Annotated in this window: 23 protein-coding genes and 1 pseudogene; 17 read left to right on the top strand and 7 right to left on the bottom strand. The window is 41.2% G+C overall.

Annotated elements, in window-relative coordinates:
- Positions 1-95: 95 nt before the first annotated feature.
- The 4 genes from ABJH64_RS18855 (at position 96) to ABJH64_RS18840 (ending at position 2,623) form a co-directional block, all read left to right on the top strand.
- Positions 96-617 carry an acyl-CoA thioesterase gene (locus ABJH64_RS18855; RefSeq protein WP_348276112.1) on the top strand — a complete coding sequence of 174 codons (522 nt, stop codon included), beginning with the start codon at positions 96-98 and terminating at the stop codon, positions 615-617.
- A gap of 97 nt (positions 618-714) precedes the next feature.
- Entirely contained in the window at positions 715-1,281 is a 567-nt protein-coding gene (locus tag ABJH64_RS18850; RefSeq protein WP_348334546.1) for a hypothetical protein, read from the top strand.
- Positions 1,281-1,598 carry a DUF3817 domain-containing protein gene (locus ABJH64_RS18845; RefSeq protein ID WP_348276110.1) on the top strand — a complete coding sequence of 106 codons (318 nt, stop codon included), beginning with the start codon at positions 1,281-1,283 and terminating at the stop codon, positions 1,596-1,598. Before ABJH64_RS18850 ends, ABJH64_RS18845 begins: the two co-directional genes overlap by 1 nt.
- 2 nt (positions 1,599-1,600) lie before the next feature.
- The gene (locus tag ABJH64_RS18840; RefSeq protein WP_348276109.1) at positions 1,601-2,623 is read left to right on the top strand and encodes a hypothetical protein; all 1,023 of its coding nucleotides are present in this window, start codon (positions 1,601-1,603) and stop codon (positions 2,621-2,623) included.
- Between the two features lie 6 nt (positions 2,624-2,629).
- Here ABJH64_RS18840 and rfbA read toward each other — a convergent pair whose 3' ends face one another.
- Entirely contained in the window at positions 2,630-3,490 is an 861-nt protein-coding gene (gene rfbA, locus ABJH64_RS18835; protein WP_348276108.1) for a glucose-1-phosphate thymidylyltransferase RfbA, read from the bottom strand.
- A gap of 120 nt (positions 3,491-3,610) precedes the next feature.
- Here rfbA and ABJH64_RS18830 point away from each other — a divergent pair, with 120 nt between their 5' ends.
- The 7 genes and pseudogenes from ABJH64_RS18830 (at position 3,611) to ABJH64_RS18800 (ending at position 7,738) form a co-directional block, all read left to right on the top strand.
- Positions 3,611-5,098 carry a glycoside hydrolase family 32 protein gene (locus tag ABJH64_RS18830; RefSeq protein WP_348276107.1) on the top strand — a complete coding sequence of 496 codons (1,488 nt, stop codon included), beginning with the start codon at positions 3,611-3,613 and terminating at the stop codon, positions 5,096-5,098.
- 65 nt (positions 5,099-5,163) lie between these two features.
- Positions 5,164-5,508 carry a hypothetical protein gene (locus tag ABJH64_RS18825; protein WP_348276106.1) on the top strand — a complete coding sequence of 115 codons (345 nt, stop codon included), beginning with the start codon at positions 5,164-5,166 and terminating at the stop codon, positions 5,506-5,508.
- Between the two features lie 87 nt (positions 5,509-5,595).
- Positions 5,596-6,072, top strand: coding sequence for a hypothetical protein (locus ABJH64_RS18820; protein WP_348335146.1), 477 nt, complete (start codon positions 5,596-5,598; stop codon positions 6,070-6,072).
- Positions 6,073-6,234: 162 nt separating this feature from the next.
- A pseudogene (locus tag ABJH64_RS18815) lies at positions 6,235-6,831 on the top strand (sodium:calcium symporter); the annotation flags it as partial.
- On the top strand, positions 6,832-7,053 hold the full coding sequence (locus ABJH64_RS18810) for a hypothetical protein (protein ID WP_348276104.1): 222 nt from the start codon (positions 6,832-6,834) through the stop codon (positions 7,051-7,053).
- Positions 7,040-7,273, top strand: coding sequence for a hypothetical protein (locus ABJH64_RS18805; protein WP_348276103.1), 234 nt, complete (start codon positions 7,040-7,042; stop codon positions 7,271-7,273). The genes ABJH64_RS18810 and ABJH64_RS18805 overlap by 14 nt, the downstream gene beginning before the upstream one ends.
- Before the next feature lie 198 nt (positions 7,274-7,471).
- On the top strand, positions 7,472-7,738 hold the full coding sequence (locus ABJH64_RS18800) for a hypothetical protein (RefSeq protein WP_348276102.1): 267 nt from the start codon (positions 7,472-7,474) through the stop codon (positions 7,736-7,738).
- Positions 7,739-7,884: 146 nt separating this feature from the next.
- On the opposite strand, the gene ABJH64_RS18795 is transcribed toward ABJH64_RS18800, so the two are convergent.
- Entirely contained in the window at positions 7,885-8,481 is a 597-nt protein-coding gene (locus ABJH64_RS18795; RefSeq protein WP_348276101.1) for a hypothetical protein, read from the bottom strand.
- 267 nt (positions 8,482-8,748) lie between these two features.
- On the opposite strand from ABJH64_RS18795, the gene ABJH64_RS18790 reads away from it, so the two are divergent.
- The 5 genes from ABJH64_RS18790 to ABJH64_RS18770 all read left to right on the top strand — a co-directional run bounded on the left by ABJH64_RS18790 (position 8,749) and on the right by ABJH64_RS18770 (position 12,448).
- Positions 8,749-8,997, top strand: coding sequence for an acyl carrier protein (locus ABJH64_RS18790; protein WP_348276100.1), 249 nt, complete (start codon positions 8,749-8,751; stop codon positions 8,995-8,997).
- 106 nt (positions 8,998-9,103) lie between these two features.
- Positions 9,104-9,313: a YwbE family protein gene (locus ABJH64_RS18785; RefSeq protein WP_348276099.1), complete on the top strand. Its 210-nt coding sequence runs from the start codon at positions 9,104-9,106 to the stop codon at positions 9,311-9,313.
- 201 nt (positions 9,314-9,514) lie between these two features.
- Positions 9,515-10,969, top strand: coding sequence for a copper-containing nitrite reductase (gene nirK / locus ABJH64_RS18780; RefSeq protein WP_348276098.1), 1,455 nt, complete (start codon positions 9,515-9,517; stop codon positions 10,967-10,969).
- Positions 10,970-11,094: 125 nt separating this feature from the next.
- A complete protein-coding gene (locus ABJH64_RS18775; RefSeq protein WP_348276097.1) occupies positions 11,095-11,745 on the top strand; it encodes a formylglycine-generating enzyme family protein in 651 nt (216 codons plus the stop codon).
- 4 nt (positions 11,746-11,749) lie between these two features.
- Positions 11,750-12,448: an SCO family protein gene (locus ABJH64_RS18770; RefSeq protein ID WP_348276096.1), complete on the top strand. Its 699-nt coding sequence runs from the start codon at positions 11,750-11,752 to the stop codon at positions 12,446-12,448.
- Here ABJH64_RS18770 and ABJH64_RS18765 read toward each other — a convergent pair.
- Positions 12,438-12,920, bottom strand: coding sequence for a DUF1456 family protein (locus ABJH64_RS18765; protein ID WP_348276095.1), 483 nt, complete (start codon positions 12,918-12,920; stop codon positions 12,438-12,440). The two genes, ABJH64_RS18770 and ABJH64_RS18765, sit on opposite strands and share 11 nt — an antisense overlap.
- A 171-nt stretch (positions 12,921-13,091) precedes the next feature.
- On the opposite strand from ABJH64_RS18765, the gene ABJH64_RS18760 reads away from it, so the two are divergent.
- Entirely contained in the window at positions 13,092-13,637 is a 546-nt protein-coding gene (locus ABJH64_RS18760; protein ID WP_348276094.1) for a fasciclin domain-containing protein, read from the top strand.
- A gap of 146 nt (positions 13,638-13,783) precedes the next feature.
- Here the strand turns inward: ABJH64_RS18760 and ABJH64_RS18755 are convergent, their stop codons facing one another.
- The 4 genes from ABJH64_RS18755 to ABJH64_RS18740 form a co-directional block, all read right to left on the bottom strand.
- Positions 13,784-14,224 (bottom strand): VOC family protein, encoded by a 441-nt coding sequence (locus tag ABJH64_RS18755; protein ID WP_348276093.1) that lies wholly within the window; start codon positions 14,222-14,224, stop codon positions 13,784-13,786.
- Positions 14,225-14,412: 188 nt separating this feature from the next.
- Entirely contained in the window at positions 14,413-14,697 is a 285-nt protein-coding gene (locus ABJH64_RS18750; RefSeq protein ID WP_348276092.1) for a hypothetical protein, read from the bottom strand.
- A 62-nt stretch (positions 14,698-14,759) separates the two neighbouring features.
- Positions 14,760-16,139, bottom strand: coding sequence for an MATE family efflux transporter (locus ABJH64_RS18745; protein WP_348276091.1), 1,380 nt, complete (start codon positions 16,137-16,139; stop codon positions 14,760-14,762).
- A 114-nt stretch (positions 16,140-16,253) separates the two neighbouring features.
- Positions 16,254-16,967, bottom strand: a complete 714-nt coding sequence (locus ABJH64_RS18740) for a 6-phosphogluconolactonase (protein ID WP_348276090.1) — start codon at positions 16,965-16,967, stop codon at positions 16,254-16,256.
- Positions 16,968-17,153 lie beyond the last annotated feature (186 nt).

The raw sequence follows: 17,153 nt of genomic DNA, 5'->3' as shown, positions 1-17,153 counted from the left end.
TGAAATTTCTCATAATTCGAAATTAAATTCCGATTTCATTCAGACATTAATTTTTCAGCCAAATTATATTTCTATTTTTGTCAAAATTTAGATTTATGAGCGTCAAGAAATTTGCAAAAGAGTCGGCAGTGATCATGACCGAAATGGTCCTTCCCAATGACACCAATACGTTGAACAACCTCATGGGAGGCAAGTTAATGCATTGGATGGATGTAGTGGCAGCCATCGCGGCTCAGAAGCATTCCAATAGTATCGTAGTGACAGCCTCTGCTGATAATATTTCCTTTCAGCAACCTATCGCACTTGGAAATGTAGTGACGCTGAAAGCTCAAGTAACAAGAGCATTCAAGTCTTCCATGGAAGTAATCATAGAAGTGATAGCTGAAGACATTCCCGCCAATAAAAAGATCATTACCAATCGGGCATTTTTTACTTTTGTAGCTGTAAATAAAGACAATAAGCCGTCTAGTATTCCGGAGCTGGTGCCAGAAACGGCTGAAGAAATCGAGAATTTCGAAGGCGCATTGAGAAGAAGACAGCTAAGATTGGTGTTGGCAAAACGAATGAAGCCAGAAGATGCCGTAGAGCTGAAATCTATTTTCAACCTGCAAGGATAAGAATCGACTTTCTACTAAAAGCGAGGGATAATGTAGTTATTATCCCTCTTTTTTTTGTGTTCAGGCGATTTTTGAGCAATTTCCCACCATGGAAAATATGAGCATCCAGGAGCTCCAGCATATCATCACAGAAGAGCTTTTTTTCTTCGAAAAAGATTCTAAATCAGATCAGAGCACCGAGGACACGAATCTTTCTGTAAAAACAGAAAAGCCAAAGACTCTTCCGAAAACTGTACATTTGGAAGGATCACCACCGCCTCAGGAAGAACTTAAATCGGAGCCATTGAAAGTTCGAGGGAATTTTGAAAAAGGAATATTGGTGTTGCACGAAGAACAAGAGCTGAAACCAGAAGTGCTGGAAATGCTCGGCAACATGGTCAACGCAGTGGGACATTCTATGAATGAGATAGGGTTACTCTCTTCGAGTGAACTAGAAGGCAGAAGCCTATCTGATCTTTATGATCTCAATGCACACATTGTCTTGAAATTTGGCCGGGTCAAACACCCCATCAATGCACTTCCAGCTTCCGATTACCAGATTCACACCGAAGGTGAGACAGAGTATCTTTTCGCAGATGCGCTAAGTATAATCTCCGAAGACAAAACGCTCAAAGGAAAACTTTGGAACACATTAAAAATTCTCTTTAACATAGCTAAAAAATAATGAGCCTCACCCCTCAACAACAAACTTGGGCAAAGCGCTTTCGCTGGATTTCTCTTATCGAAGGTATTTCTACACTGGTATTATTCTTTATCGCCATGCCGCTCAAATATGTGTTTGACTACCCGCTGGCTGTAACTTATGTAGGCACAGCGCATGGAGCACTATTTCTGATCTATATCGCAACAGTTTTTCCTACAGCTCATCAATTAAAATGGACTTTTAGCAGAACTTTCCTTGCCTTAGTAGCTTCCATTCTACCTTTTGGTCCGTTTATTTTTGATAGAAATTTGAAAAAAAGTCAGCACGTGGACCTATAACAATGGCATTAATCAGTAAGAAAAAGCGGATTTTTCCAATTAGTAATGGGCTTAGACGCTATCTGATTAAATATGCCCGAGAGGTAGATATTCCCATTCATTATTTCGAATTATTACGATACTCAAGTTCCATCGCATTGTATGATTCCAAGGATCAGGACACCCTCTGGGAGACGGTATTCTATGAGCAATCTGACCGGGAAGAAATTCACCTTAACGTAAAGATGATCTACGCCCTACTCAAGGCTGGAGGCGATATGTCCGTGATGGAGCATCTCTATGTAGATAGAATTGACTTGTGTGTCTATGGAAATACGCAACCATTTCGCGTCAGGATAGTGAATCGAATCAATGATAACTTCGATTACTTCTATGTGAAAAATGCCGATGCATCTCGAGTGTATGGTTTGGAATTCGAGCACCTCCTGTCTCCGAATAGAATCTCTTACCTCGTACATCAAAATACGCTGATCGAGGAGCATATAGCAGGAATTCCGGGTGACAAATTCATGCGATCCCATATGGATGATCCGCACCTGAACCCTATTCGATTAGCCAAGGAATTCGTCAAATTCAATGAGCGATGCTTTGTGAGACTGTTAGGAGACATGCACTCATCCAATTTTGTGATCGACGTCACGCCTGACTTTGAGGAAACCCACTATCGAATCAGAGCGATTGACTTTGACCAGCAATCATACGAGGGGAAAAAATCGATCTACTTACCCCAATATTTCAAGGAAAATAATGCCTTGATTCAGTTGGGGATGAAGTACATCACCCCCGAATCTATGCTGCAGTACCAAAAAGAAGAGCGAGCACTTATAGCCACTCGCCTTAAATCCTCCCGTCAAGGCATACTCGACATCCTTCGATCCATGGAGCATGACACGATTTCTCTTCCGGAAAATATAGCCTCCCTCAAAGCTGACCTTGCCAAACACTATGGAAATGAAAAGTTTTTGGAATGCAAAAACATGGGTCAAATCATGCGTACTAGCCTAGAAGAATTGGTCAAGAAATAGCGAACGCTAGTTCAGCAATCTCCTCAAATAAACCCCGTAGCCACTTTTTCCTAATTTATCCGCAGCCGCCAGCAATTTTTCGCTGCCAATAAAACCAGCTCTGTAAGCAATTTCTTCAATACATCCGATTTTCAAACCTTGGCGCTCTTCTATCACCTCTACAAACTGAGCAGCTTGCAAGAGAGACTGATGCGTACCTGTATCTAGCCAAGCAGTGCCTCGATTTAGAATAGCCACCTGAAGCTCTCCCATTTTCAAATATTCATTGTTGATATCTGTGATCTCGAGCTCACCACGTGGGCTAGGTTTGATTTTTTTAGCAATTTCTACTACTCGATTGTCATAAAAATAAAGACCAGGAACTGCATAATTTGATTTTGGCTTTTCTGGCTTTTCTTCAATACTGATTGCCTTTTGATTCTCATCAAATTCAACCACGCCGTAACGCTCCGGATCGTTCACGTGATACGCGAAAACTACCCCACCATCAGTTTCGGTGTATTCCTGTAAAGTCTTATGAAGACCCGAACCGTAGAAAATATTATCTCCTAGGATCAAAGCAACTTTCTCATTTCCAATAAATTTTTCACCGATTATAAAGGCCTGAGCCAGTCCATCAGGGCTTGGCTGCACTGCATATTCAAACGAACATCCTACTTGGGAACCGTCTCCCAATAGTCGCTGAAAAGCGTCTGTATCTTCTGGCGTAGTGATAATCAGCACCTCAGTGATACCAGCCATCATCAAAACAGAAAGCGGATAATAAATCATTGGTTTGTCATACACAGGCATCAACTGCTTACTGACAGAGATCGTCAAAGGGTAAAGTCGGGTTCCGGATCCTCCGGCAAGAATAATTCCTTTCATAAAAATGAGCTATACGTTTATCGAATGTAAAACTACCATTACAATCAAAGAATAAAAACATAAAACTGAGCAAGATCATAAATGATGCATCATTTTTATATTGCAGGAAAATAACCTGATATGACAGTGAAGAAATCCTATTTCGCAATTTTACTTACCCTTTATTTTTACAGTTGCACCCAGCAGGAGCCAATCGTTTTTAAGGAAACTGGAGGAGAAAAATATCGTCCTCTCTATCATTTAACTCCTGAATCTGGCTGGATGAATGATCCAAATGGTCTGATCTATCTTGATGGGGAATATCACCTTTTCTATCAGCACTATCCTGATAGCACGGTTTGGGGACCTATGCACTGGGGACATGCTGTTTCCCGAGATTTGGTTACTTGGGAGCATTTACCTATAGCGCTCTATCCGGATAGTTTGGGATATATTTTCTCGGGAAGTGCAGTCTTCGATGCTGAAAATAGCTCTGGGCTAGGAAGCCCCGACAATCCTCCGATGGTGGCAATTTTCACCCATCACAATGCTGAAGAAGCCAACACTTCATCCCTTACCTATCAATATCAAAGCTTAGCTTTCTCCCTAGACAAAGGCAGAACATGGGAGAAATATGAAGGAAATCCTGTGCTACCCAATCCTGGAATTAGGGACTTCCGAGATCCTAAAGTATCACAAATCACCAAGGCAGACGGTACCAAATCTTGGCTCATGACTTTGGCCGTATTAGATCATATCAATTTCTACAGCTCTTCAGATTTGAAAAGTTGGACATTGATGGGCGAATTCGGTAAAAATGTCGGCGCTCATGGGGGAGTTTGGGAATGTCCAGATCTACTCCCTTTCAAAACTCCTGCAGGCGAAGACAAATGGGTGCTCCTGGTGAGCATCAATCCCGGTGGGCCACAGAAAGGCTCTGCAACTCAGTATTTCATAGGAGACTTCGAGAATGGTCAATTCACTCCTGACGATACAATGATTCGCTGGCTAGATTACGGTCCGGATAATTACGCGGGAGTCACCTGGAGTAATTTGCCTGCCGAACAGAACAGAACTCTTTTTGTTGGCTGGATGAGCAATTGGCTGTATGGGAACGTAGTTCCTACAGAGGCATGGCGATCTGCGATGACTGTCCCAAGAGAGCTGAGTTTGTTTGATGTGGACGGTACGTTGCTCCTGAAATCTGCTCCTGCAAAAGAGTTAGAAAGCTTACGAGCTGCTGAATACGATTTGAATCAACAAATCTCAGCCTTGCCATCAGAAGCTACAGAACTTATCGCCGAAGTGAATTCAGATACTTTTACACTCACCTTGGCAAACGAGTTGGGTGAAAAGGTGGTGATCTCCAAAGAAAACGGTCTGGTAAGTATAGATCGCAGAAATGCCGGAAAAAGCGATTTCAATAGTGATTTTGCAGCGATTCACTCTGCTCCTATGAGCTGGGAAGCTAATGAGATTCGCCTATTTCTAGATGCTTCTTCTGTAGAACTTTTTGTAAATAATGGTGAGTTGGTGATGACTTCTATCCTATTTCCGACTAGTCCATGGAAAACACTAGAAGTATCCGAAATGCTAACTTCCGTGGAAATTTTCAAACTCGAAAAATAACTTAAACCATCCTCTTGCTTTATCAAAAATAAAAATCTTGCTTTGAAACGAAATACGATATCACAATGAAAAAACAGCTTTCAGCCTTTATGATTTCCCTAAGTTTGGGCATCTGGTCTATAGCTGTTTTTAATTTTTATGGATCAGAGCAAATTCAAGTTTCAGAGACTTCAATTTCTGTGTTTTCAGATTTGTCTGTACTTCCAGAATTAAACTTTTTTGAATTAAGCAATAATCCTGAAGTTCCTAGTTTTAAAGTGGATTGGAGACTTGATGGAAAGCTTAATTCAGACCTTTGTAGTTTTGTAAACCTTGCTGATTTGGGAAGTTTAACGACTTCTTTTTTCAAGAAGCAAGTTGTCTTTTTTGATATTAAAATCACCTTTATTCATTTTTTCTATCCTTGGTAGAAGGGAATTGATTTCGAGTTGAGCTCATAGCTCAAGTTTTATTCAATTCAACTTTATATCAATTTTATCATGTCTCACATCAATCCTATGACACTACTAGTGTCTGCAGTATGCTTTATGGCTTTTACTGCACCATTTATTTATCAAGCTCTAAAAAACAAAAAAAGCTTAATGCTGCAGCAAGGTACATTTACAGAATTTGCTGCAAGCAACAATGTTAAACCAACGCAACATGAGCATTGGAGAAATCACTATCACTTAGGGGTTGACACTGAAGCAAAAAAAGTTATTTATCACCGTTTTGGAAGCTATCCTGAGCAAAGTGTAATTGACCTTAATGACATAAAAAGTGTAAGTCTCCAAGAAAAAAACAGAGTTGTGGTAGTAGGTAAGGAAAAGCGATTTATCATCGATTACCTAGCCTTGCAATTCCATTTCAAAGATCCTTCCCATTCTCCAAAAACTATCGAAACCTATGACGGTAAACTTTACAGCGATATGGCTGGTGAGAGAGGACTGACCGAAAGATGGAAACAGAAAATAGAAAAACTCCTTATGGCCTAACGCTTAAATTTGGGGAAGGCAATGCCTTCCCCTTACTCTTTTCACATGAGCTTTACCAATGAATCTTGGGGTTCAAGAGTGGGGTTGATTTTGGCTGTGACAGGCAATGCTGTAGGACTAGATAACTTTCTATGATTCCCCTTATAAACAGTTCAAAATGGAGGTGGAGCGTTTATCTTCCCTTATCTGATTTGCTTCCTATTAATGGGAATTTCACTACTATTTATTGAGTGGTCCATAGGCAGATATGGCGGCAAATCAGGAAACCACCGCACCACTTATATTTTGGACAGTATGTCTAAGAGACCAATTTTGAAGTATATAGGTGTGTTTGGGGTCTTCAATAATTTCGTAGTGGTGGCGTATTACACTTATACAGAACTATGGACGTTGATTTATGTCATATATACACTTTCAGGTACTTTTACTAGTTTGAGTCAGCATGAAATTACCTTGTACTTTTCAGACTATATAAACTTCACCGAGTCTGATTTCGGAATCCCACTTTTCCCAGTACTGGTGTTGATTTTCTTACTGGGAATGAATGTTTACACTCTATCTCGAGGGCTATCGGGCATAGAGAAGGTAGCGAAAATCGGAATGCTCTTATTGATTCTTTTTGGGGTAATCCTAGCTTTAAAAGGTGGGACGATGGAAACAGAGAATGCTAGTGTAGAATTCCCAATGGCAACTGCTTGGGATGGCATAAACTTACTCTGGACTCCTCAATATGATTTCTTAGCCAATCCAAAAGTTTAATTGGCCACAGCGGGTAAGATTTTATTTACCCTCTCGGTGGGAATGGGGAGTATTCAATGCTACGCTTCATACATCCAAGAAAACGAAGATATCGCCCTTAATTCCCTTGCTGCAGGATTTACAAAGGAGTTTGTGGAAGGGTTAGTGGAAAGCGCAATTGTAAATCCTATGGCAGCTGGATTTCTTGATTTGAACTGGGTGTTGGAAAATGCTGGTTTCTGAATGGGTTTTCAAGCAGTTGGGAATGTTTTTTGGGAATATTGCAGGCATCTGCTGGTTTGGATTGCTATTCTTCGCTGGTATTACCTCTTCGCTTGCAATGGAAACGCCTTGGATGGGTTTTATGAAGGATGAGTTTGGTTGGGGCAAAAATAAAGGTGCAATTTCCTTAGGAGTCATGGCTTTAATTATGGGCCTACCTACAATTTTGTTTTATCAATAGGGGTATTTTGATGAATATGACTATTGGAGAAGAACCGTGATTTTAGTGATTTTTGCTTTTATAGAAACTATCCTTTTTGCCTGGGTATTCGGCATCAATAAAGGCTGGGATGAGCTCACTAGAGGTGCTGATATCAGAATACCGAAAGTATTTAAATTTATCATCCAATTCATTACTCCGGTATAACTTTCATTGGTCTTGGTAGCCGACTTGATTACTCCTGAAAATAACGACTGGATAGCCGGTTTCAATTTATTTACATCTGGAAGTGGCTGGACCTTGGATCAAAGTTCGCTGATCGTCAAATTACTCCACAGTGAATTTTATGAACAATTGGCTGATCCAAAAACTGATGCTTCCGAAATCAATAAAAAGATTTCTATTCCCAAGCTGCAAGACTCCAATTACTCACGCTTTTCATTGCTATCTTTTGAGTTGTTTGGTACTCCACAACAAAGAGATTAAAAACCACGATATGAACAGATCCGCAGTAGTAGTATTAATTTTTACACAACTCAGTATTATGTGTATTTCAGGATACTGTTTTTACCTAGTTTTGAAAAAACCCAAAATTTAAAAGTTAGACTCAGTCAACTGACTGAGTTTAATTTTCAGGGAAGAAATATTCCTGTTAGTACTAAGTTTAGATTTTTCATCAATTCCGGCAATTCTTTGGCATTTGAAACATGAAAACCATATAAAATAGCGTCAAAAACCATCAAAAAAGCACCTTGAAGGATGACAGATTTCCCAAAACCCAGCAATCGTTCATCGTCCTTTCTCCGTCCTCTCTCTAGCATAAATAAACCTCCAGTCATATAGGCTATGTCTAATGCTCCATTGAAAAGTAGGATTTTCTCGATGCCATGCTGGGCAACTATCGTAGCCAAAAAATCTATATCAGGCGAATCGTTGATAGCCTGATAATAGCCAAACGCAGCTATCGCCAAGTTCACAGTATTCCAATAGAGGTTCATCTGGTGAAAACCTTTCTTCACTCCAAGACTTCGGCTCGCCCCTATCCCACCCCAAATCATATTTCCAATAGCCCAGGCACCCAAAATCAGCATTCCACGCTGATTGAAAACTAATCTGGTTTGATTGAACTCATGAAGTTGAGCTATATTTTGAGCAAAAATATCCGTAGGGAAAAAAACGAGAAATAAGGCGGCGCTTACAGTAATGAGGATCGTGATGGGGTTTCGCATAAATCAAAAACAAAATATCTAGTTAAAAGTTATTGCACTGTAGTAGGATTGGATTAACAATCTGCTGTAGCTGAAGCTGTTACTAGCTAATAGATTAGAAATTTTAACAATGCTATTAAATGTTAAGTTTGCACCATTTTGTAGCGAATTTTCTAACAAACACGTTATTTCAAACATCGGGAACTAAGTAATACTATTTATGCTTTCTGTCACGATTAGCACAATAATAATTCCCTGTCTAGATCTGCGCAACTTTACTTCTCTACTATGAACCAACACTTTACTCTACTAAAGAAAGCAATCTCAGTATTCCACTCGTATGGAATTACATTAATTGGTCCACATAAGAATGCTGATTTTGTCCAGCAATTAAGAATGGACCCCGTGTTTATCAACGGACTTATTTTTGAGCTGGAATATCAGCTACAGATTATTTTCCAAGATGAAAAACTCGGTGCTGTTCATACCCCAAAGGATTTGATTTCATTGTTACTTCATATTCCGCAACACAATTAATCTGATTCTTAACAATCATAAGCCATTTCGTCAATGAAATGGCTTTTTTTGTGGATTTTTTTGGAATAAACAGTAAGTTGAAGTTGTCCAAAAAACCAAAATATAAGTGAAAACGGCCTCAGGAACTATTCGAAAAAATATTAAGATCGCTAGTGAGGTCACTATCGTTCAAAAACATCATCAGCGATCAGGAGAGCTTACCGAAGGGTTTGTAAAGAAAATCCTGACTTCCTCACCCTCACATCCGCACGGAATCAAAGTGATGCTGGATACTGGAGAAGTCGGACGTGTAGTTGAAGTTTTCGAGTCAGAATAGTAGCATTTAGAACATGACTATAATCATGTTGGAAGATGGGTATAATTGGTTTTCGGGTATTAAATAGCGGATATTTTTGTCCTTTAATAAGAGCAATAAATAGTCAAGCGAAAGCAGGATTTAGAGTTAAAAACTAACTACCAGTCAATTGCTGAATTTGTCTCTTATTTCTTCAAAGAGTTCAATTAAAACCGATCAATTATGAGCTATCGATTAGTGAGTAACTTAGTAAAAACCCTGATTCTAGGAGCAATGATCTCCCTCTCAGGGTGTGGCGGAAGCAGCCATGATAATGGAGAAAGCGCCATGGATATAGAAGTGCAGGGTAACATGACCGCACAGCTGACGAGCCCTCCTTTTGTACCTGATCCAGTAGGTAGTCGCCCTGCCAAAAAATTGATCGTGGACATGGAAATCCTCGAAGAAGAAGGTCAAATGGCCAATGGCGTAAGTTATATCTATTGGACATTCGGAGGGACTGTTCCCGGTAGTTTCATCCGTACAAGAGTAGGTGATGAAGTGGAGTTTACCCTTAAAAATCACCCAAATAATAAACTCCCGCATAATATTGACCTTCACGCAGTGACTGGTCCTGGAGGCGGAGCATCTTCATCGTTCGTTGCGCCAGGTCATGAGATCACGTTCTCCTTCAAGACATTAAATCCAGGATTGTATGTTTACCACTGCGCCACTGCACCAGTAGGGATGCACATCGCCAACGGAATGTATGGTTTGATCTTAGTGGAACCAGCCGGAGGCTTGCCAAAAGTGGATAAAGAATTCTACATCATGCAAGGTGATTTCTACACTAAAGGCGAGAATGGTGAGCCAGGTTTACAGCCTTTTGATATGCAAAAAGCCATCGACGAAGATGCAGATTATGTTGTATTCAATGGTAGCACAGATGCCTTGACAGGAGATAATGCTATCACTGCTGAAGTCGGCGAAACAATTCGTCTCTTTGTGGGCAACGGTGGACCAAACCTGACTTCATCCTTCCACGTGATTGGGGAGATTTTTGATAAAGTGTATGTAGAAGGTGGTAAATTACTTAACCATGATGTACAAACTACCTTGATTCCTGCCGGAGGAGCAGCAATAGTAGAATTCAAAGTAGAAGCTCCGGGGACGCTAGTTCTGGTGGACCACGCGATCTTCAGAGCATTCAATAAAGGTGCATTAGGCATGCTGAAAGTGACCGGTGAAGAGAATCCAACTGTGTATTCTGGTACTATCCAAGAAGGAATCTACCAACCTGAAGGTGGGTCAATTCAAACCATGCCAGGTGATCAAGGTGCTCCAGAAGCTCCAACTGCAGGATCACTTTCAGAAAGAATAGAACTGGGTAAGCAGATCTATGCTAGAACCTGCTTGGCATGTCACCAAGAAGAAGGTCAAGGTATTCCGAATGCCTTCCCTCCTCTTGCCAAAGCCGATTACCTAAACGCTGATGTGGAAAGAGCTATCTCTATAGTACTTCACGGTAAAACAGGAGAAATCACCGTTAACGGTCAGTCTTACAACTCGGTGATGACCGCTCAAACACTCACTGACGAGCAAGTAGCTAACGTATTGACCTACGTTTATAACAGCTGGGGAAATAATGGCACTGAGGTTACACCTACGATGGTGACCAAAGTGAAGAGTTCGCATTAAATAAAAATCAATTGAAATATCTCATCGCGTGTCTGTGTATAATTTGCTTTTCACTAGCAGGAAATAGCCAAACCCCGACAGCTCTGAAACAGATTAAAGGGGGGACATTAGCCCCCCTTTATGGTTTGGACTCGGCAAAAGTCTGGGTGGATGATTTCCAACTGGATGAATATGCAGTTACCAATCAGCAATTTCTGGACTTCGTCAAAAAAAATCCAGAATGGCAAAGATCTAACATCAAGTCAATTTTCGCTGATAGTAATTATTTGGTGGACTGGAAAGGAAATTTAGAGTTGGGAGAAAATATGAATCCCAACTCCCCGGTCACCAATGTGTCCTGGTTCGCTGCCAAAGCCTATTGTGCTTGTCAAGATAAACGCCTTCCCTCAGTAGATGAATGGGAACTGGCGGCAAAAGCAAGTGAAACCAAGCCAAATGCCGAAAATGACAGTACGTTCAATCAGCGGATTATTGAATCCTACGAGACGCCTAAGACCTATTCCAAGACCGTTGGAAGCACTTATAAAAATTACTGGGGCGTCTATGACATGCATGGTCTGGTATGGGAATGGACCAGTGATTTCAACAGTGTCCTGATATCCGGTGAATCCCGTCAAGATGGAGATGCCGACAGAAATCTTTTCTGTGCCGGTGCTGCCATCACTGCAAATGACCTCAGGGATTATGCCGCCTTCATGCGCTATGCTTTCAGAGGAAGTATCAAAGCAAATTACAACATCAAAAACCTAGGTTTTAGATGTGCCAAATCAAACTAACACTATGAAATTCAAGCATATATTCCAGCTCCTTAGTTTACTTTTATTGCTAAGAATTTTTGCCTGCCAAAAACAAACTGAGGCCACAGATCATTACAGCTGCCCGATGAAGTGCGAGGGACACAAAACCTACGAAGAACCAGGCTCCTGTCCTGTTTGTAAGATGGATTTGGTAAAAGTCAGCAGCATAGAAGCTCCAGTAGTGGACGAAGATGGGATCTCCGATGAGTCGATCTTCAACCTCACCTCTGAGTGGAAAACGCAGAATAACGAGACTATCCAGCTGAGCGATCTTCGAGGCAGCGTGATGGTGGTAGTCATGATCTATACTTCCTGCGAGGCAGCCTGTCCTCGATTAGTTGCCGATATGCGCAACATTAATGAGAAAGTGAATAACCCAGACGTTGATTACTTGCTTGTCAGCATTGATCCTGAGAAAGATACACCAGAGAGATTAAAGGAATATGCCGCGGAAGAACACCTACAGGGAGATCAATGGATCTTGCTACAGGGTGGAATGGACGATGTACGGGAATTCTCCAATGTGCTTTCTATGAAGTACAAGAAAATCTCTCCGATTGATTTTTCCCATACCAATATCATTTCTGTTTTTGATAAAAATGGAGTACTTCACTACCAGCAAGAAGGCCTGGGAGTAAGTAATGAAAAACTGGTTGAGGCAGTAAGTGAGCTTAGTAAGTAAGCGCTTGCGAATCGCTAGGTCTGTATTTCTTCTTCAAACCATTTAGGAAATTCCGGAGAATTTGATCTTTACAAGGTCTGTACTGGGATTGGGTCGGCTTTCTGAAAAATGCACTCAGCTCATGTGGGCTGATGTGCATTCCCACAGAGGATAGAATTTCGAGCACATCATCTTCCTTCAGATTCAAGGCAATCCTTAGTTTTCTGAAAATAATATTATTAGTCAAGGTTTTTTCTGGCTTGGGATCTTCCCCCTCTTTTTTACCTCTTTTCTCGATGATAAATCCATTGAGAAAAGCTGCGAGGTCTTTATCCACGATAGGCTTAAAGAAAGGTTCCTCTTCATTTTTCAAAAAATTAGCCACTTCCTCACGCTTAATATCTAATCCTCCGGCTTTAAACATCTCCACCATCTGGGGGTCTTTAAAATTAAAAATATAACGGATGGTCCTCAGTATATCGGAATTGATCATGATTCAACGGTTAGTTTATAGTACTCAAAGGTAAGCATGATCTGAGAAATGACACTTCCATTAAAAAAAGGAAAATCAAATTCAGGGCATCTGAAAAAACAGCTCAAGCGTAATCAAAACCTTTTAGCCACTTGCATGTTACAAAGATTCAAAAAAACTAACCAATACAAAATGAAAAAATTAAGATTACTCTCTCTAGCAGCAGCTGCTTCAGTTGCATCATTTTCAATGAGTTGTGACTCAAAACAAACTACCGAAACTGAGGAAGTAGAAGTGGAAGTAGTAGAAGAAGCTCCTGCCATGCAAGCACCCAACACGGTGGTGGATATCGCTATGGGTTCTCCAGATCACACTACACTTGTGGCTGCAGTTCAAGCTGCTGACTTGGTACAGACACTTCAAGGCGAAGGTCCATTCACAGTATTTGCACCTACCAATGCTGCCTTTGCTGCTTTGCCAGAAGGAACTGTCGAAGGTCTATTGAAGCCTGAAGCGAAAGATGACTTGACCAATATTCTTACGCTACACGTGGTGGCTGGAAATGTAATGTCTGGCGATTTGACTGATGGACAAATGGTGACAACCCTAAACGGTAAGCAACTTAAAGTAAGTATCAAAGATGGAAAAGTAATGATCGGTGACGCAACTGTAGTTGCAGCTGACCTTGCGGGTTCCAACGGTGTAGTACACGTGATCGACGCGGTGCTTTTGCCTTAAATTCATGAAAGAATAAAAGAGGCTGTCTCAAAACAAACTGAAATTGTCCGCTTGAACGAAGTAAAAGATCTTTTAGATAGGATTGTATTGCGGCTTCGATCATTTGGACAAATAAAAGTTTAGAGGCAGCCTCTTTATATGTTAAGCTATTTTTTCGCCTGTGGTGCCTCCTCTGCAAAACTTATCATCCAGTTCACTCCAAATCGATCTGTGAGCATCCCAAAATAATCTCCCCAAAAAGTCTTCTCCATAGGCATAGTTACTTTTCCATTGGTAGAAAGCTTATCAAAAAAAGAATCAGCATTTGCCTTGGAGTCTGTTGTGATTGAAATGGAGAAATTAGTACCTACAATCACCTCTCCCTTACCCCCAGAATCACTTCCCATTAGTATGCAATCCTTGCTGATCGGTAAACTAATGTGCATAATTTGATTGCGGATCTCATCCGAAATAGGATACCTCGGATCATCGGGCATGTCAGAAAATCTTCCCACATGGTCAAATTCTCCACCAAAAACAGTTCGATAGAAATTGAAGGCATTTTCACAATTTCCATCAAAAATCAGGTAAGTGTTTAAAGTAGTCATGGTATAAAGGGTTAAAATGTTAGGTAAAATTGATTGGATTCTATTTAGCATGCATATCCGCTTTAATACCTGGAAAGAGCCATAAGTACACTGTAATTTGGTCAGCATAAGAATTAAGGCCCATTCGGTCACCGGGCTTCATTCCGCTTGAACAAGGGGATTTTAATTATTGGCATCTTCGCGGATAATCATATTAGTTGAAGTAATTGAATTATCCTCTCATCAATAAGCTTCAGAATTTCCTCCTCGCTTTTATAGGCATCTTGCACCTCTGGGTTTTGTGCAAAGCAAACGGATGAATAGCCGGCCCTTTCAGTTTCTGCGTACTCCAATTTCCCCGTGTACTTCGCCAGCTGATTTTTTCGTAGGACAGCTATTCTGCTTTTCAGAAATTGAGGATCCGGCATAGGCGATATGCATGCCTCGGTGAGGGCATGATGAAGCTTTTCCAGTATTTCCTCTTCTAGTTCCATTCGAGCACTTCAATTTACAAGGAAAATCAGCCTAGGAAAAAAATATCCACCAATTCTCAGGTTTAAACTTCCGTAAGTTTCCAATTCCCCTTTCTGAAGAAATAAAGAGAAACTAAAGAATGAAAGCTATGGCTGAATGCAATAGAGATAAAAATCCCTAAATGAGCCATTCCCAGAGGAAAAGCGAGTACGTAGGCTAGAGGAATTTCTAAAAACCAAAGCACGCCAATATTAATCCAAGCGGGAGTTTTGGTATCTCCGGCACCGTTGAATGCCTGGGTCAGCACCATCCCAACAGCGAAAAAAACATAACCAAGTGCCACCACCCAAAGCCCTTGTGCGGCTACAGACCGCACTTCTGCGATGTCAGTGAAAATCCCCGCTAGCTGCTGATTGAATAGCAAATAGATTCCCGTGACCGAAGCCATAAAGACCACCGTATATCGGGTAGTCATCCAAACCGCCTTTTCGGCACGATCGGGCTGCTTGGCTCCTAGGTTTTGACCGACCAAGGTAGATGCTGCACCAGATAAGCCCCAAGCGGGTAAAAGTGTGAAAATCAATATTCTAAACGCAATCGTAAATCCAGCCAAAGAAGCCGATCCAAACTCTGCATTCATACGCGTAAGTGCAATCCAGGAAACTGAATCAATCAAAAATTGCCCCATTCCTCCGGCTGCGATTTCCATGATTTTCTTGATGATTTCCCATGAAATCACCAGGTTTTCCTTCAGGATTTTCAATTTGTGCTTTCCATTGAAAAGGTGATAAAGCTGGTACACTACGCCTATTCCTCTACCAAAAGTCGTGGCAATAGCTGCGCCTTCCAGTCCGAAACCTTCCCAGTTTCCCAATCCAAAAATCAACAGCGGATCGAGAATCATATTCAGTCCATTGGCAATCCACAATGAACGCATGGCATGATGTGCCTGACCAGCCCCACGAAAAGCACCATTGAGCAGAAATAACAGCATAATCGCAGTATTCCCCGCAAAGATAATTCGTGTGTAGTTCACCCCAGTTTCGATCACTGTAGCCTCCGCTCCCATCAGTGCCAAAATATCCGGCGCGAAAATCCAGCCCAGTATTCCGAGTAAAATTGAAATAGCCCCTCCAACTAGCAGCAATTGAAAAGCGGCAGCACCTGCTTCTTTGAATTCCTTTTCACCAAATCTCCTGGAAATCAACGCCGTGGCAGCCATGCTAATCCCAAAACCCATGGCATAGACTAAGACCACCACAGATTCTGTCAATCCGACGGTAGCGATGGCGTGCTCACCCAGTTTAGCCACAAAAAATATATCCACCACTGCAAAGGCTGACTCCATCATCATCTCCAAGATCATGGGAATAGCAAGTACGAAAATGGCTGTTTTGAGCGACAAACTAGTAAAGTCCTGCTCTTTACCCCGTAGGGCATCTTTAATTAATTGCCAGGTCATAGGATGGTTAGAAAAAATATGAGGGGCGAAATAAAGTGAAAATTATGCGCATCAAAAAGCCAGCAAGAAGACTTTAGACTTAAAAAACGAACCTCCATCTTATTTTGTCACATATTACCTCAGTGATTGTTCATCTACAATCACATGCGCATCTGGGTGAAGCCACAACAAAGAAGCTGGCAAATCAGTCCTTATTTTGCCCTCCATAAGCAGATCGAATGCAGGCTTTTTCCCTTTTCCCGTGATAAAAAGAATGACCATTTTAGAATCCATGATAGTACCGACCCCCAAGGTCATCCCTTCAGTGAGAGGGATCCCTACTTGCTCTATCATACCGCTAGAAAGCGTCACAGGATGTAGCTTGGCCACATGGCAATTCGGCTGAAGAAATGCTGCGGGTTCATTCAGAGCAATATGTCCATTGATTCCTATGCCCAATATGCAGATGTCTATCCCATTAGATTCGGCTATTTCTTGCTTAATTCTGTTGCATTCATTTACCGGATCGGCAGTCTCCACCTCAAAAGAAATGTACCTTTCAGACGCAAAATCAATCTTTTTGAGGAGCTTTTCTTGAATGTCATATTCGGAAGTAAAGGTAGAATCTGCTTTCAAGCCAACCCATTCGTCCAGTTTGACAACCTTCATCCGGTCAAAAAAATCCTGAGAGTTGGTATGCTTTTCGGCCATCAATGCATACAGGCCTGAAGGTGAGTTGCCACTCGCTGCACAGAAAAGTAAGTCAGGCTTAATCTCTACTTCAGCATGAACCAACTTGGCCCCTAAACGAGACATTTCATCGAAATCTTTGCAGTAATGTACTTTCATAGGATTGGATAGTGATTTTTTTTAAAGGTAATGAGCTTTCAGCGTTGAACCCAAAGATCAGTTCGTATGCTTAATTATCGAATTAATAATTTGACCTCTACCTGCTACGATAACTCCGTGTACTCTAGCGGCAAAATCAACAAAAAGGATTCACTTCTATTCGTCTATCAGAAATGATACTAAATA

The organism is Algoriphagus sp. (assembly GCF_039969895.1).
Classification (GTDB): Bacteria; Bacteroidota; Bacteroidia; order Cytophagales; family Cyclobacteriaceae; genus Algoriphagus.
The sequence above is the reverse complement of the archived record's forward strand: the minus strand, read 5'-3'. Positions and strand labels throughout refer to the sequence as shown.